Source organism: Aestuarium zhoushanense, assembly GCF_056431045.1.
The window spans coordinates 141,723-167,398 of record NZ_JBWKMA010000001.1; the positions used below are offsets into that span (position 1 = coordinate 141,723).

The 25,676-nt window shown below is 58.0% G+C and carries 18 protein-coding genes; 8 read left to right on the forward strand and 10 right to left on the reverse strand.

Annotation, left to right across the window (positions count from 1 at the left end):
• The first annotated feature begins 4 nt into the window (after positions 1-4).
• From AC07ED_RS00665 to AC07ED_RS00675, 3 genes are read left to right on the forward strand one after another with little or no spacing between them, the layout of a single operon-like run.
• Entirely contained in the window at positions 5-1,318 is a 1,314-nt protein-coding gene (locus AC07ED_RS00665; protein WP_158664602.1) for a TolC family protein, read from the forward strand.
• On the forward strand, positions 1,318-3,432 hold the full coding sequence (locus AC07ED_RS00670; RefSeq protein WP_158664603.1) for an ATP-binding cassette domain-containing protein: 2,115 nt from the start codon (positions 1,318-1,320) through the stop codon (positions 3,430-3,432). Before AC07ED_RS00665 ends, AC07ED_RS00670 begins: the two co-directional genes overlap by 1 nt.
• A complete protein-coding gene (locus AC07ED_RS00675; RefSeq protein ID WP_105236647.1) occupies positions 3,429-4,712 on the forward strand; it encodes an HlyD family type I secretion periplasmic adaptor subunit in 1,284 nt (427 codons plus the stop codon). Before AC07ED_RS00670 ends, AC07ED_RS00675 begins: the two co-directional genes overlap by 4 nt.
• 6 nt (positions 4,713-4,718) lie before the next feature.
• On the opposite strand, the gene AC07ED_RS00680 is transcribed toward AC07ED_RS00675, so the two are convergent.
• From AC07ED_RS00680 to AC07ED_RS00690, 3 genes are all read right to left on the reverse strand, one after another.
• The gene (locus tag AC07ED_RS00680; RefSeq protein WP_105236648.1) at positions 4,719-6,254 is read right to left on the reverse strand and encodes a M10 family metallopeptidase C-terminal domain-containing protein; all 1,536 of its coding nucleotides are present in this window, start codon (positions 6,252-6,254) and stop codon (positions 4,719-4,721) included.
• 107 nt (positions 6,255-6,361) lie between these two features.
• Complete coding sequence (locus tag AC07ED_RS00685) at positions 6,362-6,991, reverse strand: DUF3047 domain-containing protein (protein WP_105236649.1); 630 nt, start codon at positions 6,989-6,991, stop codon at positions 6,362-6,364.
• A 75-nt stretch (positions 6,992-7,066) separates the two neighbouring features.
• Positions 7,067-7,846, reverse strand: a complete 780-nt coding sequence (locus AC07ED_RS00690; protein ID WP_105236650.1) for an ABC transporter permease — start codon at positions 7,844-7,846, stop codon at positions 7,067-7,069.
• Positions 7,847-7,990: 144 nt separating this feature from the next.
• Here AC07ED_RS00690 and AC07ED_RS00695 point away from each other — a divergent pair, with 144 nt between their 5' ends.
• Positions 7,991-10,303 carry a Tex family protein gene (locus AC07ED_RS00695; RefSeq protein WP_105236651.1) on the forward strand — a complete coding sequence of 771 codons (2,313 nt, stop codon included), beginning with the start codon at positions 7,991-7,993 and terminating at the stop codon, positions 10,301-10,303.
• A 95-nt stretch (positions 10,304-10,398) separates the two neighbouring features.
• Here the strand turns inward: AC07ED_RS00695 and AC07ED_RS00700 are convergent, their stop codons facing one another.
• Both AC07ED_RS00700 and AC07ED_RS00705 read right to left on the reverse strand, forming a co-directional pair.
• Entirely contained in the window at positions 10,399-11,247 is an 849-nt protein-coding gene (locus tag AC07ED_RS00700) for an asparaginase domain-containing protein (RefSeq protein ID WP_105236763.1), read from the reverse strand.
• A gap of 39 nt (positions 11,248-11,286) precedes the next feature.
• Entirely contained in the window at positions 11,287-12,048 is a 762-nt protein-coding gene (locus AC07ED_RS00705) for a DUF2793 domain-containing protein (RefSeq protein ID WP_105236652.1), read from the reverse strand.
• A gap of 138 nt (positions 12,049-12,186) precedes the next feature.
• Between AC07ED_RS00705 and AC07ED_RS00710 the strand changes: the two genes are divergently transcribed.
• The 4 genes from AC07ED_RS00710 to katG all read left to right on the forward strand — a co-directional run bounded on the left by AC07ED_RS00710 (position 12,187) and on the right by katG (position 17,309).
• Positions 12,187-13,440 carry a glycosyltransferase family 4 protein gene (locus AC07ED_RS00710; RefSeq protein ID WP_105236653.1) on the forward strand — a complete coding sequence of 418 codons (1,254 nt, stop codon included), beginning with the start codon at positions 12,187-12,189 and terminating at the stop codon, positions 13,438-13,440.
• Positions 13,437-14,303, forward strand: coding sequence for a glycosyltransferase family 2 protein (locus AC07ED_RS00715; protein ID WP_105236654.1), 867 nt, complete (start codon positions 13,437-13,439; stop codon positions 14,301-14,303). The genes AC07ED_RS00710 and AC07ED_RS00715 overlap by 4 nt, the downstream gene beginning before the upstream one ends.
• Positions 14,300-14,983 carry a sulfotransferase gene (locus AC07ED_RS00720; protein WP_105236655.1) on the forward strand — a complete coding sequence of 228 codons (684 nt, stop codon included), beginning with the start codon at positions 14,300-14,302 and terminating at the stop codon, positions 14,981-14,983. Before AC07ED_RS00715 ends, AC07ED_RS00720 begins: the two co-directional genes overlap by 4 nt.
• A gap of 121 nt (positions 14,984-15,104) precedes the next feature.
• Complete coding sequence (gene katG / locus AC07ED_RS00725) at positions 15,105-17,309, forward strand: catalase/peroxidase HPI (protein ID WP_105236656.1); 2,205 nt, start codon at positions 15,105-15,107, stop codon at positions 17,307-17,309.
• A gap of 33 nt (positions 17,310-17,342) precedes the next feature.
• Here the strand turns inward: katG and AC07ED_RS00730 are convergent, their stop codons facing one another.
• The 5 genes from AC07ED_RS00730 to AC07ED_RS00750 form a co-directional block, all read right to left on the reverse strand.
• Positions 17,343-19,463, reverse strand: coding sequence for a M10 family metallopeptidase (locus tag AC07ED_RS00730; RefSeq protein ID WP_158664604.1), 2,121 nt, complete (start codon positions 19,461-19,463; stop codon positions 17,343-17,345).
• 120 nt (positions 19,464-19,583) lie between these two features.
• Positions 19,584-21,275, reverse strand: coding sequence for a D-lactate dehydrogenase (gene dld, locus AC07ED_RS00735; protein ID WP_105236658.1), 1,692 nt, complete (start codon positions 21,273-21,275; stop codon positions 19,584-19,586).
• 12 nt (positions 21,276-21,287) lie between these two features.
• Complete coding sequence (locus AC07ED_RS00740) at positions 21,288-22,433, reverse strand: alpha-hydroxy acid oxidase (protein WP_105236659.1); 1,146 nt, start codon at positions 22,431-22,433, stop codon at positions 21,288-21,290.
• 12 nt (positions 22,434-22,445) lie between these two features.
• Positions 22,446-24,512 carry a TRAP transporter large permease subunit gene (locus tag AC07ED_RS00745; RefSeq protein WP_105236660.1) on the reverse strand — a complete coding sequence of 689 codons (2,067 nt, stop codon included), beginning with the start codon at positions 24,510-24,512 and terminating at the stop codon, positions 22,446-22,448.
• Positions 24,513-24,615: 103 nt separating this feature from the next.
• Complete coding sequence (locus AC07ED_RS00750; protein WP_105236661.1) at positions 24,616-25,665, reverse strand: TRAP transporter substrate-binding protein; 1,050 nt, start codon at positions 25,663-25,665, stop codon at positions 24,616-24,618.
• Positions 25,666-25,676: the final 11 nt, after the last annotated feature.

Sequence of the window (25,676 nt, forward strand, 5' to 3'; positions counted from 1 at the left end):
TGCAGTGACTAAAATAATTCTGAGATCGATCATTGTTCTATTTGCTGCCGGACTGACGTCCTGCGCACCGATCTCAGCACCGCCCCCTGTAGTGGGCGACGTGCCCGTTTCTGCAGATGCCGGCCCGTTGCAACTGGCTATGTGGCAGTCGCCCGACATTGCCGCGCTTCGGTTTGACTATCTGTCTCGTTTGGCTGCGGTGGATGAAGTGTCTTCCCGTCGGCGCAGTCAGGTGAACGGGTCTGTGACCGCGGGGGCGAACCGAAATGACGTTGATGGGACGCAGACAGGCGGCCAAGCAGACGTTCGGCTGTCTCGCGTGCTCAGCGACAATGGGCAGACCGCTGCGGCAGAAAACGAGGCACGATTGCAGGCAGAGTCTGCGCAGACCGCATATGCCCTTGCAGTAAATGACTGGTCCGTCGGGATTGTTCAGGCGGTTCTGCGGCGTGATGCGGCCCAGCAAGTCATTGCGATCATCGACCGACGATTGGCCGATTATAACGACCGTAAACCGATGCTGGATCAGGCGGCCTCGGTTGGGGTGTTGACCACGTCGAACCTTTTGACGATCCAGCAGACCCTGAACGATGTCGAGTCCCGTCGTCTTTCGGCTCGGTTAGAACGTGATAGTGCCGCGTCCGAACTGGCCATGTTGGTGATGTATGGGCCAGAAGGAACGGCAAATACAGCCTCGGCTACCGTGCGGCGTCTGTCGGCGGATATCACACGTTCAATGCCCCATTGGCGTGAAGCTGGGCTCGAGTTGGCGATAAAGCAGTCTGACGCAAGGCTGCGATCGATACTGCTATCCCGCGGACCCGTCACATCGTTGACCGGCGCTGTCGCGACGCCATCAGCGGATCAAGGCGATTATGACCTGCGTCTTGGGCTGCGAATTGACCTACCTATTTCCGATGGGGGAGCGCGGGATGCGCAGGCCCGCTCGGCGGCTCTGGCGGGTCGTTCGACAGATGCGCAGCTTCAGGCGCTGCGCGATCAGATGGTGCTTGCGCAGCAGGCCTATGATTTGCAGACACGCAATGCTCGCGCGCAAAAGGCGCTGCTTCAGCAACGGTTGGAAATCGCGAATGATCGCGTGGCGGAGTTGGAACAGCTACTGGCCGCCGGTCGTGCCGATATCGAAGGTTTAACTCGCGAACTGCTGTCGCTTGCCCTGACCGAAGTGGCGCTGGTTGAGGCGGATCAACGATCGAAATTGGCGTTGGTGTCCTTGGCGAACACATATGGCGGCGGCTGTGCATTGTTGAACGTATGCGATGCTCTCACGCTGACGACCCCCGGAGGTACGCAATAATGTTTTGGCGGAAATCCGAGACGACAGAAGAGCCGATTTCAATGGTGGGCAACCCAGCGGTCGCTGGCCTGAGGGCTTTGGCGGCACGATACGACATCAGGATTTCTGAGGCGTCGATCAAGGAAGCATGGGAAGCAACGGGTACAAACGACCCGATCGTTCGCTTCATGGATGCGGCGCAGAGGCTCGGATTAGACCCTATTCCTGCCCGACTGGACCAAGTTCAAGACGGCCACGCAGGGCCGATCGTCGTTGAACTGGAGGCGGGTGCTGCCTTTTTCGACGGACCAAATGGGATTGCACTCGATGGGTCGGGTGCGGTTGATTTGCCGATGGGAACACGCCCACGGGTCTGGACGTTCACGCCCTCCGATACCGAAGATCGTTCGGCTGAGGCGCGACTAAAAGCCATCAATCCGATCAAAACCCTGGGCACCTCGCGGCTGGGCTGGGTGCTGTTGGCGGGTTTTATTTCCAACATTCTGGGCCTCGCGACCTCGCTCTTTGTGATGGTCGTTTACGACCGCGTGCTGCCGTATCAAGCGACCGAGAGCCTCTATGCCCTCGCCGCGGGCGTTGCGATTGCGGTGCTGTTTGATGTTGTTTTAAAAAATGCGCGCAGCACGATTGTGGAAACGGCAGCCCATTCCGCTGATCGCAAGGTGACTGAGGACCTCTTTGATCAGTTTGTTGAAGCACGTCCCAAAAATGGCGAAAAATCCGTGGGGCAATTGTCTTCGGTCATTCGCAATTTTGAAGTTTATCGCGAATTCATGACCTCGGCGATGCTGCTGACCTTGGTCGATTTGCCCTTTGTGTTCCTGTTCATTTTTGTGATCGGGAAGATCGCAGGTTTGATCTGGATCGTGCCCGCCTTGGCCGTGCCGACTGTGCTGATCCTCGTGGCACTCGTCCAGCCGATTATGGTGAAATCGTCCAATCGCTATGCTGGTTTTGCGCAAAGCCGTCAGGCCCTGTTGGTCGAAATCCTCTCGGGCCTCGACCATCTGCGGGTGACGGGCGCATATGCTATTTTGAAGCGCAAGTTCCTCGTCCAAGCGGGCATTTTGAACGAGGCGGGTGCGCAATCCAAGAACGCCTCTCAATGGGTCGGAACGGTGATCGGTTTGGTTCAGCAAGTGTTCCAAGTCGCGATGATCGTGGTTGGTTTCCACCTCTTTGTGAGCGGAACCATAACGATGGGCGCGATCATCGGCGCGGTGATCCTCTTCGGCCGCGTGATGGCGCCATTGTCGCGTGTGGGTCAGACCATCGGTCGCGCGAACCAAGCGTTAACATCTTACCGCATGGTCCGCGATTTCCTCGCTATGGATCGTCGCACAGACGCGGGCGTCCCCGTGGTCAGCGCCCACGGCGAACGCCCCGCTATTGAGCTATCGAACGTCACTTTGCGACTAAGCAAAGAGGGCGAGGCGGTTCTGGATCAGGTCAATCTTAAGGTCCAAAAGGGCGAGAAGATCGCGCTGGTTGGTCGGACGGGTTCTGGCAAAACGTCACTACTACGGTTGATGTGCGGGCTGGTCGTGCCAGAATCTGGGGCCGTATTGTGCGACGGCGTGCCTGTCGGCGCGTATCCTCGCGCGGACCTCAATCGCCGCATTGGAACGGTGTTCCAGACGCCCTGGATGTTTGCAGGAACGCTGCGCGACAACGTCGGCCTTGGTCACATGGACCTCGACGATGATCGTCTGATCACGGCGCTTCGGCTGACAGGCTTGGGGGACGACCCGAGCCAAGCGCGTCTTATGTCGCTCGATATGCCTGTGCCAGAGCAGGGCGCGAACCTTTCGGGAGGTCAGCGTCAGGCGATCAATATCGCGCGGGCGCTGGCCCCTGATCCCGACATTCTGCTGATGGATGAACCCAGTTCCGCGATGGATGCGCAGCTAGAGGCGCATCTTGTGCGACAGATCAAATCGGACCTTGCGGATAAGACCTTTGTTATCGTGACTCATAAGGCGAAAATCCTCGACCTATGCGACCGTGTTGTTGTGGTGGATCGCGGTCGGATTGTGGGCGACATGCCTGCACGCGACTACTTTGCCGCGCGTGAAGCGCGGACCCAGCGCGTGCAAGCGGGAGGCGCGTCATGAGCAGCGCCATCTATTCCCACAACCGCCCGCAAAAGACCCTAATCGGGGCGAGCGCCGCGCTTTTGGTGATCTTTCTGGCTTGGGCGCATTTTACCGCGCTGGACCTCGTGACCCATGGCGAAGGTCGAGTTGTGCCTCTGGGGCAAAACAGGACGGTGCAGGTGCCTCATCGCGGGACCATCGTTAGCTTCCATGTCGCCCGTGGCGATCGTGTCGAAGCGGGCGAAGTGATCGCAGAGATTAACCCGACCGAGGCCGCCGGTGCGCTCGCTGAATCGGAAAAACGGTTGCGGTCGTTGACGCATCGTCTCGCCCGGCTTGAGGCTGAGATGAACGGACAGGCCTTTGAGGTTGGCGACATTGCCACCACCGACGAAATAGAGGCGACGCTGCTGGCCGCCGAAGCGTCATCGTCTGTTGCCCGCCGCGCTGACCTAGTCGCCCGTGAAACGGCACTTTTGCAGGCGCGGTCGCAAAAGGAACGCGAACGTGAGGCGTTGCAGGCTGAATTGTCTGGCCGTCAGGCGCAGCTTGCGTTGGTCGAACAAGAGGCGAGCCAGATCCTACCCTTGGTTGACGCTGGCGTTTTGGGCATGGACGAACGGTTCCGGCTGGAACGCGACGCAAGCATCGCTTCGACCGAAATCTCCGTCCTGACAGAAAACTTGTCGGCCACGGAATTCGCCATCGCGGAAATCGACGCCCAGATCACCGCCGCGCGGGCTGCGTTTCAGAGCGCGATCCTAGAGGAACGCGTCACGGTACTGTCTCAGATCGCAGAGCTGACTGAACGGATGCCGTCCCTGCGGCTGCGCGTGAATGAAACCGAAGTCAAAGCGCCGATCACGGGTGTGATCAATCAGGTGTTCTTTGACCAAGAAGGCGCGGTTGTGTCCGAAGGGGATGTCATCGCCGAAATCGTCCCCGAAACCGCAAGCCTTGAGGTCGAAGTTCTCATCGCACCCCAAGACATCGCCAATGTCGAACCGGGTCAGCGCGTGCGTATCGCTTTGACGGCGTATGACGCGGCCAAGTACGGGACGTTGGATGGCACGGTGCTGCGGGTGTCTGCAGACGCCAATATGCGCGAAGAGGTTCAGGCACGGATGTTCGTCGTCGAGACCTCTATCGAGGGCGAAATTACCGAGGCGAACGGCGACCCTGTCCGTGTCCTGCCTGGTATGATTGCGCAGGTCGATATTGTGCGCGGTGAACGTACCGTGCTCGAATATTTCTGGAACCCCGTGATCAAGGTCCGCGATAGGGCGTTCCGCGAGTAAGCGAGCCTAAAACCCCCAATCCATGTCCCCGTTAACCATCTGTTTTAAGGTGTCATCGGGGATGTCGACCGTTCCGCAGAACCGCCAAAGCACGTCTTGCAGGGACGGGTCGATGGCATCGTTGTTTTCGTCGATCATCGTGAGGTTTGAATAGCGGGCGATGGGCACGAGGTCGTGTAGGACGAGTTGATCCCATGTCAGCGGGTTTGACGATTGGATATGCAGTGTTTCCTCGCCGTAGGTCAGCGTGAGGCCATCCTCCGTTTCAGTGTAGCCGATTTGGGATAGGTTGCGGATGAGGCCCCAACTGCTGATGTCGATGCGGTCCTCGCCGAGTGTGAAATCGGTGATCGTGTCAGGAGTGCCATCGGGGATAAAGATGAACACATCTTCGCCCGCGCCACCTGTTAGGATGTCGATCCCACCGCCGTCGAAGATCAGGTCATCGCCGTCGGTTCCCCATAGCGTTTCCGCCGAATTAGTGCCTGATATCGTCGCCCCATTGGGGTCGAACGTGAGGTGGGTGATGCCCGTCTCGCTCGCCGATCCGACGTAGATGTCGATGATCCCATCGGTGCTGCCCAGTTCAATCGTGGACACATCGGCGAGTCCCGCTGCGACGGTGTCGGCTAAGTGTGCGACGGGTTCCAACATGCCGTTGGGGAGGAGGGAAAAGACACTCACCCCGTCATCCGCGCCACCTGCCGCGACCCATGTTTCGCCGTCGACTTGGATCGTGGCCAGTGCGGTTACACCTGCGAACCGCGTGTCCAAATCGTCGATCACATGGTCGATCACGGACATGGCGCCTGTTGCATCCAAGGTGACGACCGAGAGCGATCCGCTACCCGCTGCGGCGACGATCATGTAGGTATTCGCGCCGATCACCACGGTTTCAATCGCGGTGGGGGCCGAGATCCACAGCCCGTCCGTGGCGTCGACAGTATCTTCGGCCCAGAGGTTGCCGTTGTCTGCCACCGACCACAGGGTGAGGCCGTTCATCTCTTGGGCCAGGGTCACGATATACTGTGTGGTGCCAAAGTTCGCCGTGGTCATCGCTGTGATGCCAGAGGCGTAGGATTGCGCCGTGTCGGGCGTATAGCCTGTGCCGAGGAGCGCGCCATTGCCCGAAAACTGGAGCCGCGCGATACCGTCCTCACCCCAGAAGCCGCCGTAAAATCCGATACGGCCTGAGTCTAACGTGACGGCTGTGCTGGCGGTGATGTCAGAGGGCCAAGAGAATTCGCCGTAGTCTATTGCCGTGGACAGAGCGCCATCTGTTAAGCTGATCAATTGTAGGCTGCCGTTTGCGCCGCCTCCTGTCATCAGCGCGGGACCGTCGGAAAAGTTGACAACTGTCAACTCTGCCTCGCCTCCTGCGGTATCGGTTCGGGTATGTGAAAGGCTGTCGATTTGGCGGAGGGCGGTCATCCAGCTTTCAATCGCGCCGCCATAGCGCGAGGTGCCGACCAGCACGCCGTCAATCATCACCAGATCAGTATAAAGCGCCGCCCCTGCGCGGCCAGCATAGTCGATGTTCATCTTCATCCCCCGTGTTCCACCGAACCAATTGTCAGTGGGCGGACGGTCAGGGGGAGGGGCAAAAATGAGGCGTAATGGCGACCTTTGGGTCGGTTTTAATCCAAAGATTAGTCGAGTTTTAAGTTCCCCAACCGTGCGGAAATCTGGCTATCGGTATCATCGCTGTCTGAGGAAAGAGCCAAACCAACAAGAGCTGTCGCCTCACCACCAAAAGCGCGGGCATAGTCGGTGGCGAGATCGACGGATTCCGTGTAGCTGCCCGTGCCCGCCGATCTCCGAATGATCGTTCGACCCCGATGACCAAGGTAAGGAGAGGTTAGGACATCTCCGATCTTATGATTGCCGCCAAAGACATACATCAGCACGCGGGCCTCCTCGACAGCGAGGAGGCTGCGGATCGAAGCGGATTGATTTTGACGCGCCACATCTTCGGGCATGAACACGAAATAGAGCGATAGGTTCCGATCATCGCCGCCCTTTTGCGTGAGGTCGGTTGGCGGCACGCTCGTGGTGACGGACCAATCCCAACTTGCTTGTCGAGTGGACCAGTCAGACGGTGGGAGCGCGGTCCACAACATCGACACTGTTCCAGCGCTTTGCACATCAACTGAGGTTTCGGTCGCGGTATAGTCGTTTGATGAAAACAGCGCGAATTTCTGTTCTGTCCAATTGGTCATCGGATTGGCCGCTGCATTGCTTGCGGCGAGGGTGAATAGGGCGGCGATTAGGTTGCGCATTTGTGTCCTCCGTCACGGTATAGGTAACGGGCGGCGCTGATCTGTAAACGCCCCTCCAGCGAACGTGATAGGCTGTCACAAAATCCTGTCGTGATTGGCGCGGAGCAGGATTAAACCCAAAACCAGCCCAATCAGACCAAAGCTATAGCCGTAGGTGAGCGAGGCGTAGGTGGCCTCATAGGTTGGATAAAACCCCGCCCGAACCAGCCCGACGCCATGGATCAGCGGGTTCCACCATAGCCATGTGCGCAACGGCTCTGTTACATTATCGAGGAGGAAAAACACACCCGAGGCAAAGAAGATCGGACGGGAGGCGATGGCCCAGATGCGGCCCCAAAATTCGAACCGACCTGTGAGGTAACAGTTCAGCGTGCCTATTCCTGTGCCGATGAGGGCGACCATGCCGATGCCTTGGGCTATTGTGACGGGGTCGATGTCTGCCTCGGCGGATGTCAGCACGATGATGCCGCCGATCACGAGGATCGAGACGACGATCCCTGTCAGCAGGTGCAAGGCCACGCGCGCAAGGATCGCGTCGATCCACAGCACCCGCGGATAGGCCAAGAGCATCCGTGAATAGCGCAGCGTATTCATCACTTTTGTCGAGAGTTCGCCATAGATGTGGATCGGCAAAAACCCTGTCGCGTAGAACAGCATAAAATTGCTGCCCAAGGACGGTTTGTGGATCATCAGCGAAAACCCCAGCGCCATAATTGCGATGGCGCCCAAAGGCTCTAACACGGCCCAAAGATAGCCACCGGGTGACCGACCATAGGTCGATGCCATCTCACGCAGGATCAAGGCCATGATCGAACGGAGCGTGGTGAATCTGGGGCGAGACAGGGTTGCGGTCATCGGGCTGCTTTAGTTCGTTTGGGTCGACTATAGACAGCGATATCGGCTTTGTCTTTCGGATCGGTAAAACAGTGGGCTGCGGTTGCTTGTGGCGGGTCGGATGCGGGGCTAAGAAGGATATCCAGTTCGTATTCGGAGGCCCCTTTGGACACCATCACCCGCATTGCAGCGACCATCGCGCAGGACATTAACGCCACCCCGAAACAGGTCACCTCTGCCGTGGCGCTGTTGGACGAAGGGGCGACGGTTCCCTTTATCGCGCGCTACCGCAAAGAGGTGACGGGGGGACTGGATGATACGCAATTGCGCACCTTGGCCGAACGTCTGACCTACCTGCGGGAATTGGAACAGCGGCGCGCGGCTATCGCGAAAGAGATCACCTCGCAGGGTAAGATGACCGACGATCTGGCGCTGTCGATCCACAAGGCCGCGACGAAGGCCGAGTTGGAAGATATTTACCTACCCTACAAACCCAAGCGCCGCACCAAAGCGATGATCGCCCGCGAAAATGGGTTGGAGCCGCTGGTTGATCTGATCCTAACCGATCGAGCGACTGATCCCGAGGTTCACGCAAGTGGCTTTATCACTGAGGCCGTTCCGACGACCAAGGACGCGCTCAACGGTGCCCGTGATATTCTGGTCGAAGGGTTGGCGGAGAACGCGGGTCTGTTGCGTGATCTGCGCGAGTTCATGAAACGGGAGGCGGTGATTTCCGCCCGCGTGATTGAGGGCAAGGAAAAGGACGGCGCGAAATTTGCCGACTACTTTGCTCATAGCGAAAAATGGGCGACAGTGCCGTCCCACCGTGCGCTGGCGATGCTGCGCGGCGCGAACGAGGGGTTCCTGACCATCGACATCGCTCCTGACGAAGAGGGCGCTGCGCGGGCCGTGTCGCTGATCGCCTCCGAACTGGGTGTTCGTGCGGGGACTGCGGGCGACAAATGGCTTGCAGGCGTTGCGGGTTGGACATGGCGGGTGAAGCTGTCGATGACCATGATGCTCGACCTTTTGGGCGAAATGCGCAGCACTGCACACGAGGAAGCGATCACCGTTTTTGCGCGTAACCTCAAGGACTTGTTGCTGGCTGCACCTGCGGGCGCGAAGGCGACGATTGGTCTTGATCCAGGGATCCGCACAGGGGTGAAGGTTGCGGTCGTTGATGCGACGGGCAAAGTTCTGGACACCGCGACGATCTACCCGTTCCAGCCGCGCATGGATGTGCAGGGGTCGCAGGCGGTGATCCTCGCGCTGATCGCGAAACACAACGTTGATCTGATCGCGATTGGCAACGGCACGGCGAGCCGCGAGACCGAACGGTTGGTGGCGGAAACCCTGAAACGCCTCCCGTCCTCGGTCAAAGCCCCGACCAAGGTCGTCGTGTCCGAGGCGGGCGCGTCGGTCTATTCGGCGTCCGAACTCGCGGCGCGGGAATTCCCCGACCTCGACGTGTCCCTGCGCGGGGCGGTGTCGATTGCGCGGCGTTTGCAAGACCCGCTCGCCGAATTGGTTAAAATCGAACCCAAGGCCATCGGCGTCGGTCAATATCAGCACGACGTGGATCAGCACAAACTGGCAAAATCGCTCGAAGCGGTGGTCGAGGATGCGGTGAACGCGGTCGGAGTAGACCTGAACACGGCATCTGCGCCGCTGTTGGCGCATATTTCGGGCCTTGGTCCTGTTTTGGCAGAGAGCATCGTGGCGCACCGCGATAGCAACGGCGCGTTTACATCTCGCAAGGACCTGCTGAAGGTCGCGCGATTGGGGCCGAAAGCCTACGAACAATGCGCGGGCTTCTTGCGGATCACGGGCGGGAAAGAACCGCTCGACGCGTCCTCTGTCCACCCTGAAGCCTACGGCGTTGCCCGCAAGATCGTTGCGGCCTGCGGGCGTGACGTGCGGGCTCTGATGGGTGATGCGCAGGCCTTGCGTGGACTGCGTGCCGAGGACTTTGTCGATGAGACATTCGGTCTGCCCACCGTTCGCGATATCTTGACCGAGCTGGAAAAGCCCGGACGCGACCCGCGCCCGACATTCAAAACGGCCAGTTTTGCCGATGGGGTCGAGGAAATCACCGACCTAAAACCTGGGATGGTTCTTGAGGGAACAGTCACTAACGTGGCTGCTTTCGGTGCTTTTGTGGACATCGGCGTCCATCAGGATGGCTTGGTCCACGTCAGCCAATTGGCCGATAAATTCGTCAAAGACCCGCATGAGATCGTCAAAGCAGGGGACGTTGTCCGCGTCACAGTGACCGAGGTCGATGTGCCGCGCAAGCGTATCGGATTAACCATGCGCAAAGATGGTGGTGCGAGCGCGAAAGAGACGCGTAATGAACGCGGTCAGGATCGTCCGCGCGGGCAGGCTCTGTCCCGCATGCGGACACAGGTGAGCCCGCCGAAGCAAGCGGAAACGGGTGGTCTGGGGGCTGCGCTCCTTGAGGCGATGCGCAAGAAATAACCCACATTCGAATTTGGAACTGCGGTTGCGCCGCACCCTATGGGTGCGGCGCTTTGCTTTGAAAAAGCAGGTCGAAATTTTTGAAATTTGGCCGCTTAATTGAGCCAAAGGTGGATCAAGGCCGCCTCTGGCGTCTCTAACCCGCCATTTTCAACGCCCGCGGCCCATAATGCCGACCCCGCCGCATAAGCGCCCGGTTCTAACCCGCCCGTCGTGCTCTGGCTGACAGCGCGGATGCGTTTGCCGTCTGCGATCGCGGACTTCAGGACGTCATAGAGCGCGGGATTGTTCATTGCGGTCCCTGCACCAAACACCCGCAACACCGCGCCGTCCAATTCAGAGAGCATTGCGGAGAGGGCGGCGACGGGGAAATCAGGCGTCAACGACACGATGGCGAGGCGTTTGGCGTCGAACTGACGGTGGGTAGGGGCGGTCAGCGGTGCCTGCGGGATATGGCGGAATGCATCGTCCGCGTGGCTGTCGTATTTTGTCAGGCCATCAGCGGGTAAGAGCTTGCCCGCAAAGGATAAATGCACGCCCGCGTCGCTGTGGTTCAGCGCGGCATCAAGAGCGAGATCGAGGTTCCCTTCGGCATCGCCTCCCGTGTTCAAGGGTTGCATCGATCCGCACAGAATGACCCGACGGTTTAGCCCCGCCAGCGCCTGCGACAGAGCCGCTCCCGTAAAGGACATCGTGTCGGTGCCATGCGTTACGAGCGCGGGCATATCGGGGTGATTGGTCAACACCGATAGAATTTCGTTCCAGTGATTTGGTCCAACATCGGCCGAGTCCAAAAGCGGATCGAAAACGTGTTGATGCAAGGTCACGCCAGTGGGTAGCCGCGCCGCGATTGCGTCCTCGACCACGCCCTTTTGCGGGGCGAGGCCGTTGGCCGTGGGCACCATGCCGATGGTGCCGCCAGTATGTATCAAAAGTAGGTCCATACCCATCACTAGCCTGATCGAGCGCTGCTCGGCAATCCGTCAAAACAGGTCATGCCATTGGGTGCCGTCGTAACATCGGAGCTTTGCTGTTGTGTCGTCGAAATAGAGCATGCCAGCGGTGGGTGAAATTGGGGCCGTCGCGGGTGTTAAGGTTAATGCCTGAGATAAGGTGACGTTGCCATTGGCCGCCTCTACTGAAAGGGCAGTCGTCCAAGTGCTGCCATCTGCACTGACCTTGACCGCAAAGTTGTCCGTTCCCGCGAGGCCCATCTCGGCGCGGCCCGACCAATTCGATTGGAAAAGGAGGCTGGCAGTGTCGGATGGGGTGGCCTTGTTCACCTTCACCTGATGACCCGCACCCGCATGGTTCAAGAGCACCGCGTCAGAGGAAATCGACAGGCGATTGGTGCTGTCGGCAGAGGCGTTGATCCCGAGTTCGGGGAGGTTGTTGAGCGCAGACTGATTGCGCGCATCCACCCAAGTTCCGCCAGAATAGAGCCTAATATCACCACTCTCGGTCGTCGCTAGCCACCCGTTTTTCGGGGTGACATAGACCCAGCCGCCGTTCTGAAACACGGCGAGTTGTCCCGCGTTGCCGACCCAGTCGCCAGTTGGAGTTTGACTAATCTCGTAGCAGTCGCCTTCGGTCGGGCTGGCAGGCGGATTGGTCGCGTCGAATTCGCTGACGACGAGCTGCACAACGAGGTCGAGACGGTCGAGGGCATCGTTGTGGGTGACGTGTTTCTGCGCCTGAGCGGGCATCAGATAGGGGAGCGAAAGGGTGGCGGACGTATCGGGCATAGGGACCTCTGGGGCTGAAATTTTCACCAACATTAAGGTTTAATTCCCAAGGTTCGGCTAATGCGGCGTCCGCTCTGGTAAGGGCCTGTTAACCTTGATTGTCTTTTTATGGCGCATGTGGTCGGGTAGGAATTAACCATGACGGAAGCGCCAGAAAGATTGCCTTATGAGTCCCTGCTGGCCGCTGGCTATTGGGGCGCGCCGTTTGTTGTGGAGCGTTTGCTCTATATTCGGGAACGACTGTTCTCTCGTCGGGTTGAACGACATCAATGGCGTCCGTTGAACGGCGTTCTAATGGGGGATCGGACACGGCCTAACCACGCAAAACCGCCTGCGATCCTCATAGGAATGCACTGGTTTGCCGTGGGCGGTGCCGAGACGCTCGCGCGGGATTGCATCGAATGGGCGCAGGATTTGGGGCTGCGGGTGTTCGTCGTGGCCGAGCGATCAGGGGGTGAGCCGCCCGAGGGCGTGACGGTGCTGGATTGGCATGATCGTCCTCGTTCAGAGTGGGGCGGGCTGGTTCAAGATATTGTTTCGCAAGAGAATATTGTTGCGGTTCATATCCATCATTGCGTCCCCCTTTACGCCGCTTTGCCTGTGATCCGCCGTAAATTTCCGTGGGTTCGGACCTATGACAGCACGCATATCGTGGAGCATATGGACGGCGGGTTTGTTCGGATTTCTGGGGTGTGGAGCGGGTATCTTGATCGGTCGCATGTGATCAGTGGTAAGTTGGTTAACTTTTATCGAGATCGGTTTGACCGCCCTGTTGATCTTGGGCGGATGATAGAATGGAGAAGGGCTAAGCCCGTTCGAATGCAACCTCGGCAGACCGCGCTGCGCGTCGCCTTTGTCGGGCGGATGGCCTACCAAAAGCGGCCTGTGACAGCGCTTTGGGCGATGGTTCGATTGGCGCGCTGGGGACGAAAGAACGGTGTGGATTTGCGGTTTGATATGGTGGGCGAGGGGCCGTTTTTGCGGTTTGTTCGGCAGATCGCCGAGGCCAAGGGTTTGTCCGATCGGATTACATTTCATCCGAGCGGCGCGGATGTTCGCGGGGTGTTGCAGGGCGCGGATATCTTGATCCTCCCATCCGCGAATGAGGGCCTCGCACTTGTGGCGATTGAGGCGATTGAAGAAGGGGTGATCCCGATTGCCACCGATGTTGGGGCGATGGGGGAACTGCTGTCGCAAGACCTGTTGACGCCGCCCGAGCCTGCGCAGACTGTTCGTGGGATTGTGCGCAAAGTGGATCGGTTGTGGAGAGACGGTGGGTTCTTGGAAAAACAGGCTCTAACATTGCGGAAAAACCTTGAAGCGCTTGCTGCAGAGCCTTCTGCGAAGGATGTGATTACGGGATATTATCGCGAGGCGATGGGGGTGAAATGACCAAACTTGCCGCTGTCATCGTCACCCATAATCGGGCGGATAAATTGGCGAAGGTTCTGGCCGCGCTGCATGGTCAGACGCGTGTGCCCGATGTGATTTATGTGGTCGATAATGCCTCGACGGATCATACGGCTGAGGTCGCAACGGGCGTCGAATATCTGCGTTTGAAAGAGAATATCGGCGGGGCGGGTGGCTTTAACCTCGGGCTGAAACGCGCCTATACAGATGGCGCTGATCTGGTTTGGGTCAGTGACGATGATGCATATCCCGAACCGACGGCGATTGAGCGGCTAGAAAAGGCTCTAGCCCAGTTTGAAACGAACGTGGGGCGGCGCGCGCCGTTTGCCTGTTCGTGGGTAAAATGGACGGATGGGGGGCATTGCGAGATGAACACGCCTACGCCCGTTTGGGATTGGCCGCGGTTTTATGCGCCTGACGCGCCGGTGTTCCTCGTGTCGTCTTGTTCGTTCGTGTCTTGCCTGATCCCGCGTTGGGCGATTGAGGCGCATGGGCTGCCGATTGTGGACTATTTCATTTGGTATGACGATGCGGAGTATACGCAGCGTTTGGCGCGATCCCATCCGGGGTTGTTCGTGCCCGAAAGTGTGGTCATGCACGATTTGCCCGTTAACCAAGGGGTGAATTACGGGTTGATCATGCGGGAGACGCTCTGGAAATTCAGGTATGGAGCACGGAACGAAACTTCGGCGCGGCTGCGGATGATGGGTTGGGCTGGCGTGGCAGAGTTCTGGCTTCGGGCGAACCGTCAGATGCGTGGGACGCCTTGGCAGTTTCGGCGGGCGATTTATGCTGCGTTTTGGCGCGGGCTATGGTTCCGACCAGAGATTGAGAGGGTCAAATGAGCCATCGTTTTGATGCCACATACCCCAAACTCAAGGGCTGCATATTCATTGTGACCTATGGGCGCAGCGGGTCGACGTTGTTGCAGAACCTGTTGATGACGATTGAGGGCGCGACGATCCGTGGTGAAAATCATAACGCGATGGAGTGTATTTGGGGCGCGGCGCGGCGGGTGCGGATGACACGCTATTCGTGGGGGGAAGAACCGCGCGGTCCTGATCATCCGTGGCACGGTGCCGATGAGATGCGGCCGGTGAAATTCGGGGCGGCCTTGGTCGATGCCTTTGTCGAAAACGTGCTGACACCGCCCAATGATGCACGTTGGTTCGGGTTTAAGGAAATCCGTTACAACGCCTTGGGCGATGATTTCCCGATGGTCCTCGATTTTATGCACCATCATTTCAAAAACGCTCGGTTCATTTTCAATACGCGTGACGTGGATGAGGTGGCACGTTCTGGGTGGTGGAAAGACTGGGATCGCGAAGACGTGCGCCGTTTGGTCGAAGGCATGGATGCACGGTTTGCGGATTACGCGGCGCAGTATCCAGAGCGAGCGATCGTCACGAATTACGCGGAGTTTTGCGATGATCCTGCTGGATTAGAGCCTGTTTTTAACTGGCTGGAGGAGTCGATTGATACGGCTAAAACGGCAGCGGTTTTGGCGCGGCGGTTGGATCATTAGTGATAAGTATTAATTATCACAACAATCAGAATATCTAATTTTTACTTATTCTAAACTCTCGTTAGGCTTGCACCAGATCGGCGGGGATGAACCCGCGCCCAGACCTATGATGGAGAGTGTTATGGACGGAAATACTGGCGGTAAATGCCCTGTTATTCATGGCGCGATGCCCAATGTGCGCAATGATCGCCGTGGGAATCGTGATTGGTGGCCAAACCAGCTGAACCTGAAGGTGCTTCATCAGAACCAGCCTGCGGGCAATCCAATGGACCCCGACTTTAACTATGCTGAGGCGTTCAAGTCGCTCGACCTCGACGCTGTAAAGGCGGACTTGACCGCGCTGATGACCGATAGCCAAGACTGGTGGCCTGCGGACTACGGGCACTACGGTCCGTTCTTTATCCGTATGGCGTGGCACTCTGCGGGCACCTACCGCACGGCTGACGGTCGTGGTGGGTCGCGTTCGGGCACGCAGCGTTTTGCGCCGCTGAACTCTTGGCCGGATAACGTGAACCTCGACAAGGCGCGCCGTCTGCTATGGCCGATCAAACAGAAATACGGCAGCGCGCTGAGCTGGGCGGATTTGATGATCCTCGCGGGCAACGTTGCGATTGAATCGATGGGCCTGAAGCCGTTCGGTTTCGGTGGAGGTCGTGAGGATATCTGGGAGCCTGAAGAGGACATCTATTGGGGTCCAGAGGCAGAATTCCTTGCCACGTCGGACAAGGAAAACAGCCGCTATTCGGGTGATCGCGAGTTGGAAAACCCGCTGGCCGCGGTTCAGATGGGTTTGATCTATGTGAACCCTGAAGGTCCAGATGGGACGCCTGATCCTGTCGCCTCTGGCCGCGACGTGCGCGAAACATTTGGCCGTATGGCGATGAATGATGAGGAAACCGTTGCGCTGGTTGCCGGTGGTCACACCTTCGGTAAATCGCATGGTGCGGGTGACGCGGCGCATGTTGGTGCTGATCCAGAGGCCGCATCGATTGAACAGATGGGCTTTGGCTGGGCGTCGAGCTTTGGTTCGGGCAAGGGTGCCGATACGATCAGCTCTGGTATCGAGGGTGCGTGGAAGCCGAAGCCGACCACTTGGGACATGGGCTATCTGAAGGTTCTGTTCAAATACGATTGGGAACTGTGTAAGTCGCCAGCAGGTGCGCACCAGTGGCACCCGATTGATTGCGAAGACGAGGATATGGTCGTCGATGCGCATGACCCGTCGAAAAAGCATCGTCCGATGATGACGACTGCGGATATGTCGATGAAAATGGACCCGATCTATGGTCCGATTTCGAAGCGTTTCCTCGAGAACCCTGACCAGTTCGCAGATGCCTTTGCTCGTGCGTGGTTCAAGCTGACCCACCGCGATATGGGGCCGAAAGCCTGCTATTACGGTGCTGATGTTCCTGCGGAAGATCTGATCTGGCAGGACCCGATCCCAGCCTGCGATCATGAGGTCGTTAACGCGGCAGAGATCGCTGATCTGAAAGCGAAGATCTTGGCCTCTGGTCTGTCGACCCGTGAACTGGTGCTGACGGCTTGGGCGTCTGCCTCGACCTTCCGTGGGTCTGACCTGCGCGGTGGTGCCAACGGTGCGCGCGTTCGTCTGGCGCCGCAATCGGGTTGGGATGCGAACGAGCCTGACCAATTGGCAAAGGTTCTGGGCGTTCTCGAAGGGATCAAGGCCGAGTTCGAGGCAGGCGGCAAGAAGGTATCGCTGGCGGACCTTATCGTGCTGGCAGGTTCGGCTGCTGTTGAACAGGCTGCGAAAGCTGCGGGTCACGCGATTGAGGTGCCGTTCACCCCAGGTCGTATGGATGCAAGCGCAGAGCAGACCGATGCAGAGTCCTTTGATCCGCTGGAACCGCTGAGTGATGGGTTCCGCAACTATCAACAGCGCCAGTTCAGCGCATCGGCTGAGGAGCTGCTGGTCGATAAGGCTCAGTTGCTCACCCTGACCGCGCCAGAAATGACTGTTCTGGTCGGTGGTATGCGTGCATTGGGCGCAAACCACGGCGGGACCAAGCATGGTATTTTGACTGAGCGCGAAGGTCAGTTGACCAACGATTTCTTCGTCAACCTGCTGAGCATGGATACCGCGTGGGTGCCTGTGGACGGCGATCAGCTGTTCGAAGGCCGCGACCGCAAGACGGGCGCTGCGAAATGGACTGCGACCCGCGTTGATCTGGTCTTTGGTTCCAACTCGCAACTCCGCGCCCTGTCCGAGGTTTATGCGCAGGACGACAACGCTGGAAAATTCGTTGCCGACTTTGTCAAAGCATGGACCAAGGTGATGGAACTGGATCGGTTCGATCTGAAGTAACGAACGAGAGGCCGGTGGAAACACCGGCCTTTTTCAAAACAGGTAGATGTCGTCGACGATGTCGTTGGCATCTTCCCAATCGTCGAGGGTCAGCGTGTTCCCTCCGCCAAAATCCCAAAACAGCGCGGTGTCGAGTTGGGTCGCCATATCGGCGATCTCTTGGGCTGAGAGGCCGTTTAGACCGAGTGCGGCACTGTCTAAGGACAGGCGATCCACGTCGTTGAGGAAATCCCCGATCCGATCATTGCCTGCATCGTAAACAAATGTATCGAACCCTTGGCCGCCACGCATGAGGTCGTCACCCGCGCCGCCTGACAGCGTGTCATTCCCCGTCGCGCCATAGAGTTGGTCGTTCCCGTCCATCCCGTAGAGCGTGTCGTTGCCTTCGTTTCCTGCAAGGAAATCATTGCCTTCGCCACCGCGCAGCAGGTCGTTCCCGTCCCAGCCATGAAGGGAGTCATCACCAGTAAAGCCATAGAGCTCGTCGTCGCCAGACCCGCCAATGAGGATGTCGTTGCCTTCTTCGCCCGCAATGAAATCGTTATCCGCGCCGCCGTGGATGTAGTCGTCCCCTTCACCGCCGTTCAGGATATCGCGTCCTCGGTCGCCAAAGATGCTGTCGTTGCCAGCCTCGCCATAGATGCGGTCATGACCGATGTAGCCATAAAGCTGGTCGTCGCCATCGCCGCCGTAAACCGTGTCGTTGCCCCAGCCCGCGCGGACATCGTCAGCGCCACTGCCTGCGCGGATCACATCGTGGTTTAGGTTGCCGAACAGGTGGTCGTCGCCTGCGCCGCCGTTGATGGTGTCATTGCCCGACAGTCCGCGGATCGTGTTGGCGTATTCATTGCCATTGATCGTATCCGCCGCCGTGCCGCCGATCCCGTTTTCGATCACGGCGCCATAGGCGATTGAGACGTTGCCAGAAAATCCGCCGATGTTGGAAAACGCCCCATCATTAAGGTCGAGGAGTTGGCTTGTCGTAAAGCCTGACAGGTCGATGGTGTCCGACCCGCTCCCGTCCCAAATGCTGAGGAGTGGGGACGTGTTGGTCGAGAAATCGAACACTCCGCCGAGGTTCGAGTTAAACCCGTAGACAGAGTCGCCGCCGTTTGTTGCCGTGTTCACTCCGTAAAGCATTTGCAGCGCGTAAATGTCGTAGAGCATGTAGGTCTGCGGATAGAGACCCATGTTCTGCATGGTGTTGGCTTCGTCGAAATAGCTCATCAGCGAATATTGGTGGCTGTCCGAGATGAACTGAGCTGCTGATGAATAGGTGATCGTCGTTCCCGCGACCACGTCATAGTCACCAGGGTGGGACAGGCCGATGGCGTGACCGAATTCGTGCAAGAAGACGAAGTAGGAGTAGCTGCCAACGTCGAGCGAACTGGTCGATACCCAGCGGTTATTCACCCAAAGGTCACCCGCCGCGTTTGAGGCAGCGGTGCTCCCCGGGAAATAGGCATAGGCCCCTGCGCCGTCGGTTGATGACGTGTAGCCAGCCAAGAGGATCGTGGCATTGTTCGTGGTTCCGCCGCCGGCGGCGACTTGGGTCAGCGACAGGTTTGTGAGGCTCGCCGCGTAGGTTACAACCTCGGTCGCGGCATCCATTTGGGCTGCGGAGAGTTGGGAAAACGGGGCCGCTTTGCCGTCTGCGTCTAGTGCAGTGCCACTGTCCCGAAATCCCCACGTGACATTCGCGCCTGTCGCGGGGGCGCTGGACCATGTAGAATCCGAACGGATCAGCGCGGATGACCCCATCGCGAGATCGTAGTCCGCCTTGGTTCCGATGGCCAAAGACACAGCATAGTCGCCGCTGCTGCCACCATCGTAGCTGCCCGCAGCGAGGTAATAGGTGCCCGTGGTCGTGGGGGTGTAGGTCAGGTTGGAGTAAAGACCGGGGCCGCTGTCATCGTCGACTGTAATATTGGTGCCGTTCGAGGAATAGAGCGTCAAGTAGGTATCAGACACAGCAGCCGACTGCGTGCCCAAACCCGCCATTGCAGCAGTATAGGTTGTTCCAGCGGTTAAATTGACCTCTATCCAGTCTTCGTTATTTTGGGCGAGGTAGCCGACAAAATAGTCACCCACAGAGATCGCATAGGGCGTCTGTGTCGATGCGACGGCATCGTTGGTTTCTGTGACATAGGCCATTGGCATCCGCGACTGGATTGTACGTATACTCCAGTAACTTATACGGCGCTTTGTTAATGACTGCCAAACGCAGAAGAGCAAACTTTAGTTTATTCGGGTCAATCTTCCGCGATTTGATGATTAATCTTGTTCTGCGTAATGTTTGCGTTTCGACATTTTGCCTAAGCCCGGGTTGAGGCTGTTGGTAGGGTCGATGGATTTGTAGAAGTTGGCGAGGTCGGGTTTCGCCTCATAGAGGTGGCCGACGTTGTGCTCTGCTGGGTATTCAGCGCCGCGCTCATCAATCAGTTTAAGCATCGCGGTTTTGATCGCTTTGACGTCTGCGCCTGCTTTGACAACATAATCCTGATGCATCACGTGGCATATGAAGTGACCGTAGTAGAGGCTGTAGGTCAGGTGTTGCGAAATCTCAGACGGGAGTCGTTCGAGGAAATCCTCGTCGTTTCGGCGAAGCGCGATATCGAGGGCGATGATGTCCTCAACCTCTGCAGCGTGGATTGCCTTGTATCGGATCGCAGCGCCCGCAGCGGCAAAGCGGAGGAGGCCCGCCATTTTCGCTTCGCGCGGGTTACATTCAAAGAACGACAAGCGGCCATCGCCCGCCATCTTGTCGAGGAGCGCGCGGGCCTCGGCAATGCCGTCGTCGCGCATTTTCAGGATTAAGTGATGTTCGTGTTTGGCGCGCATATCGCGGAGCGATGCAGGCAGGATGTCGGGCCAAATGCGCGACAGGGTTTGCATGAACTGATCCGTAAAGCGGCCCATGAACGGGACCTTGGCCAGTCGCGCATCAACCCAACCCTTGATCGCAAAGAACATTGGCAAACGGTCGGTGCCCAGTTTGTCGATCATGACCATCGTGTCTTTGCCGTAGCGGTCCGAGATGTCGAAAACATCGGCGTGCATGTATTCGGCGCTGACGGGCAGGGAGGCAAAATCCGACAGGATCGCGCGGCGCAGATCGGTCAGCGCGGCGGTATCATTGGTGCCGATGTAGAAGGTGCGCTCTGATGCGTTCTTTTCAAAGGTATCGAGACGCACCGCAAAAACAGCGAGCTTGCCGGCGCAGCCAGCGGCCTCGTACAGGCGGCGTTTGTCGGCGTTAAAGCGGGCAGGGGTGTCGGCTGTCACATCACGAACGCGGGTCACGTAGTCGGTGTCTGACCCTTTGCGGTTCGTGTCGTCGATGTCAGTCTCTGTAAAAGAACCGGATTCCAAACGCGTCAGGATTTCTTGGGCTGTTTCGCCGAGATTGATCCCGAGGTGGTTCACAAGTTCAAGCGTGCCATCCGCCGTGATCTGCGCGTAGAGCGCCATTTCAGTATAAGACGGACCGCGTTCGACCAGTGAGCCGCCAGAGTTGTTGCAGACGCCACCGACGACAGATGCGCCGATGCAGGACGAGCCAATCACCGAATGGGGTTGGCGGTTCAGCGGGTCGAGGAGTTTCTCGAGCGCAAAGAGAGTTGCCCCTGGAAAGCTGATTACCTGTTTGCCGTCGCGGATCAGGCGCAGGCCATCCATGCGGCGGGTGTTCACCAAAACCACGTCACGGTCATAGGTGCCGTTCGGGGTGGACCCTTCGGTCAGGCCCGTATTCGCGGCCTGCATGATGACGATCTTATCGGCGGCCACGCAGGCTTTGAGGATGTTCCATTGCTCAAGCAGGGTCGCGGGTTGGACAACGGCTAGAACCTCGCCTTCACCCGACCGAAACCCTTTGCGAAACCGCTGGGTTGCGCGGGGAGAGGTGAAAATATGACGACGTCCAACGATCTGACGTAGTTCAGCGAGAAGCGCGCGGTTGTCCATTTTCAACTCCGGTCAGCGGAACCGTAAATTTTCGCGGGACAGTTGGCTGACCGAGGTCACGCCCATCAGTTTCATCCCGCGTTCGATTTCAGCCTTCATCAGGCCAAGCGCGCGTTCGACACCCGCCTGTCCAGCTGCGGCCAGAGGGTAAAGGTAGAACCGCCCGCCGCCGACAGCCTTGGCGCCCAGCGACAACGCCTTGAGCACATGGGTGCCGCGCTGGATGCCGCTGTCCATGATAACGTCGATTTCGTCCCCGACCTCGTCCACGATTTCCTTGAGCTGGTCGAAGGGCGTGCGCGATCCGTCCAGCTGGCGGCCACCGTGGTTCGACAGAACGATGCCAGTGCAACCGATGTCCACGGCGCGGCGGGCGTCCTTGGCAGTCATGATGCCCTTGAGGCAGAATTGGCCGTCCCATTCTTGCACCATTTCCGCCACGTCGTCCCAGTTCATTGACGGGTCAAGCATGTTCGAGAAGTAGTTGCCGATCGACGAGGCGCCACCGCCCATGTTCACGAATTTATCCAGCTGCGGCATCGCGAATTTTTCGTGGGTGACATAGTTGATGCCCCACATTGGCTTCATTGCGAATTGCATCATCCCGCCAAGTGTCAGGCGGAAGGGGATGGAAAATCCGGTGCGCAAGTCTCGTTCGCGGTTGCCGCCGGTGATGCTGTCCACGGTCAGCATCATGACGTTCACTCCGCTTTCCTTGGCGCTTTGCATCATGGCGCGGTTCAGCCCACGATCTTTGTGGAAATAGAACTGATAGCACTGCGGGTTTTTATGTTTGGCCCGCATTTCCTCGATGCTGACGGTGCCCAGAGAGGACACGCCAAACATCGTGCCGTATTTCTCTGCCGCTGCTGCGACAGCGCGTTCCCCGTCGTGATGGAACAGACGCTGGAGCGCGGTCGGCGAACAGTAGATCGGCATGTCGAGCTTCTGGCCCATCACCGTGACAGACATATCCACGTCCTGCACGCCGGTCAGAACCGAAGGCAGCAGGTCACAGCGATCAAAGGCAGCTGTGTTTTGGCGATAGGTCACCTCGTCATCGGCAGCCCCGTCGATATAGTTGAAGATCGGACCGGGCAGACGACGGCGGGCAAGTTCGCGGAAGTCGTGGAAATTGTGGCAATGGGCCAGACGCATTTTCAAGCTCCGTTAATAAGCGACAGAGGGCAGCCACGTGGCAAGCTGTGGCCAGAGGTAGACCAGCATCAGACCAGTCAGCTGAAGCAACACGAAGGGGATGATGCCTTTGTAGATGTCGACCAGGCGGATTTCTGGCGGGCAGACACCCTTGAGGTAGAAGAGCGCAAAGCCAACGGGAGGTGTGAGGAAGCTGGTCTGCAAGGTCACAGCCACCATGATCACGAACCACAGAAGCGCGGGTTCATCAATTTCCCCAAAGCCCGGAATATCGAGGCCGAGGCCATTCACGATCGGGCGCATCAGCGGCAGAACGATCAGCGTGATCTCGATCCAGTCGAGGACGAAGCCCAAGAGGAAGACGAGGAACAGGATCATAAAGATCGTGCCTTCGGGGCCAAAGCCCGCGCCACGAATAATGCCTTCGATCAGTTCGTCGCCGCCGAGTTCACGCAGCACGTAAGAGAACACCGTCGCACCAAGGAAGATCGCAAAGATATAGGCCGTGGTGTTGAAGGTGGACTTCAGCACGTTGACCAGTTTGCGCAGGGTGAGCTTGCGGTAGAGCATCGCGAGAAGGGTCGCACCCAATGCACCAACGCCAGAGGCTTCGGTCGGGGTGGTGAGGCCCGCAAAGATCGAACCCAGAACCGACAGGATCAGTAGAAGCGTCGGGATAACGGCGATCAGAACATCCTTCACGGCGGCCCAGTCAGGGCGAACAGCGCCTTCGGGAACGGGGGCGAGGTCGCGATTGATCAAGGCGACGACAAAAATGTACACCAGATACAGACCACCAATGATCACACCCGGGAATACGGCAGCCATAAAGAGATCACCAACCGACAGTGCCATTTGGTCAGCCATGATCACCAGCATGATCGACGGCGGGATCAGAATACCCAACGTGCCAGAGGCGGAGACCACACCAGCGGCCAAGCGCGGGCTGTATTTCTGCTCCATCATCGTAGGCAGGGACAGGACGCCCAAAAGGACGACCGATGCACCGATGATACCAGTGGAGGCCGCGAGGATGATACCGATCAGCGTCACAGTGATTGCTAGGCCACCGCGCACGGTGCCGAACAAACGCTGCATAGACCGCATGAGTTTTTCAGCCACGCCGCTTTCGTCCAGCATCAGGCCCATGAAGATGAACATCGGCAGCGCCACAAGGATCGGGTTCGACATCGTGGAATAGACACGGTTCACAGTCGCGCCCAAGGTCAGATAGTCGAGGCCCGTGAGTGTCCGCTTGAGCCCTGTCCACGCCATGAAATTGTTGTCGAACAGGTAAGCGATACCGCAATACATCACGCCGACACCCGCCAGCGTCCACGCAACGGGGAAGCCCGTGAACAACAGCATGATAAAGGTCAGGAACATCGCGATAACGAGCTTTTCCTCGGTGTATTTAACGAGGAACGTCAGCGCGACAGTGACCGCGATAAAGATAACGAGGGTGACGAGGATCGTCCGGAGGCTGCCGCCTTCGCGTTCGTCTGCGTAGTTCATCCAAAGCGCGTGAACGTCGTGGATCAAACGCGCGACCGCAGCCAGCGCCAGAAGGCAGAAGCTGATCGGGATGATCGCTTTGAACGCCCAACGATACGGCAGACCCAATGGGCTAGAGGACCGTTCGTCAACGCGGAAGCTCTCGTAGAAATAGTCGTAGCCTTGGTCGATCATCAGATAGATGAACGGGAACAAAAGGCAGATGATGCCGATGACTTCGATCACGCGCTGACCGCGGCGGGACACCTGCATGTGCAGAACGTCCACACGCACGTGGCTATCGGTCACAAGCGCAAAGGAAATGCCGATCATCGTTACCAACCCGTAGAAATGCCATTGGATTTCATCGAGTTGTGGGAAGTTCTGGTTTAGCACGTAGCGGAAGGCAACCTGCGTTACGATCGCAAGGACCAGCAGAACGTTGGTCCACATCACGACCAAACCGACGCTTTTCACAACGCTGTCTAGCGCGTTTGCAATCGGCTGAATGTCGCGGTCGGGGTGCTCTTGAAGGGTTTCATAAACCTCAACGGGGTCTTCGGACGAATGGATAGTATTCGACATGGTTCCTCCTCCTTGGAAACGTGCGGAAAAGGGTCAGTGACCCCGTAGAATTGTTCGGAGATGTGGTGTGGGAGGGCCTCCTCGACCCTCCCACGATTGCGACTTACCGCGGCAAGAACGCGTTTTCTTTCCAGATCTGGTAGCCTTCGCGGAACTCGTTCATGTCAGCCAGAACTGCTGCGAAGAATTCGTCGTTTGCAGCTTGTTCAGCAGCAACTTCTTCCCAACCAGCTTTGAAGGTGTCGAGCATCTCTTGGTTCCACTGACGGATTTCAACGCCGTTGTTTTCAACGTTGTCCATCATCACCGAGAACTGCATCGCTTCGCCTTCTGCGAAGGAGTCAGCCATCGATGCCTTACACGCGTTTTCGATGATTGCACGCTGGGTGTCGGATGCTTCGTTCCAGGTGTCGCCGTTGATCAGAAGTTCAAAGACGGTCGCCTGCTGGTGCCAACCCGGGAAGTAGTTGAACTTCACCAGTTTGTAGAAGCCGAGGCGGGTATCAACTGCAGGCAGCGAGAATTCGGTTGCGTCGATTGCACCGTTTTCCAGAGCCGAGAAGATTTCACCACCCGGCAGGAGAGAGGTCGCAACGCCGAGTTTCTGCATGACTTCACCGCCGAGGCCGAAGAAGCGCATTTTCAGACCTTGCAGGTCTTCGGGGGAATTGACTTCGTTTGCGAACCAGCCCGAGGTTTCAGGCGCGGTGATTGCGCAAGGCAGAACGTGCACGTTGTAGCCAGCATCATCATACATCTGCTGGTACAGGGTCATGCCGTTGCCGTAGTAGAGCCACGCCATGTATTCGCCAGCTTCGGGGCCGAACGGAACAGCCGAGAACAGCGGTGCGGCTGGGATCGAGCCAGCCCAGTAACCAGCAGTGGTGTAGCCAGAGTTGATTTTGCCTGTCGAGACAGCTTCGAGGATTTCGAACGGCGGAACCAGTTCACCCGGCTCGTAAACGCGCATCCGCAGGCTACCGCCCGACATCAGTTCCAGCTGTTCAGCAACGCGCGGGATCGGCGAGCCGAGACCCGGAAGGGCGGTGTTAAACGCAACAGGGGTTTTGAGCAGGATTGGATCGTCTTCTGCCATTGCGGCGGGCGCTGCGAGTACCAAAGCGGTTACAGCGAGTGCGGTGAATTTATTCATTGTCTCTCCTC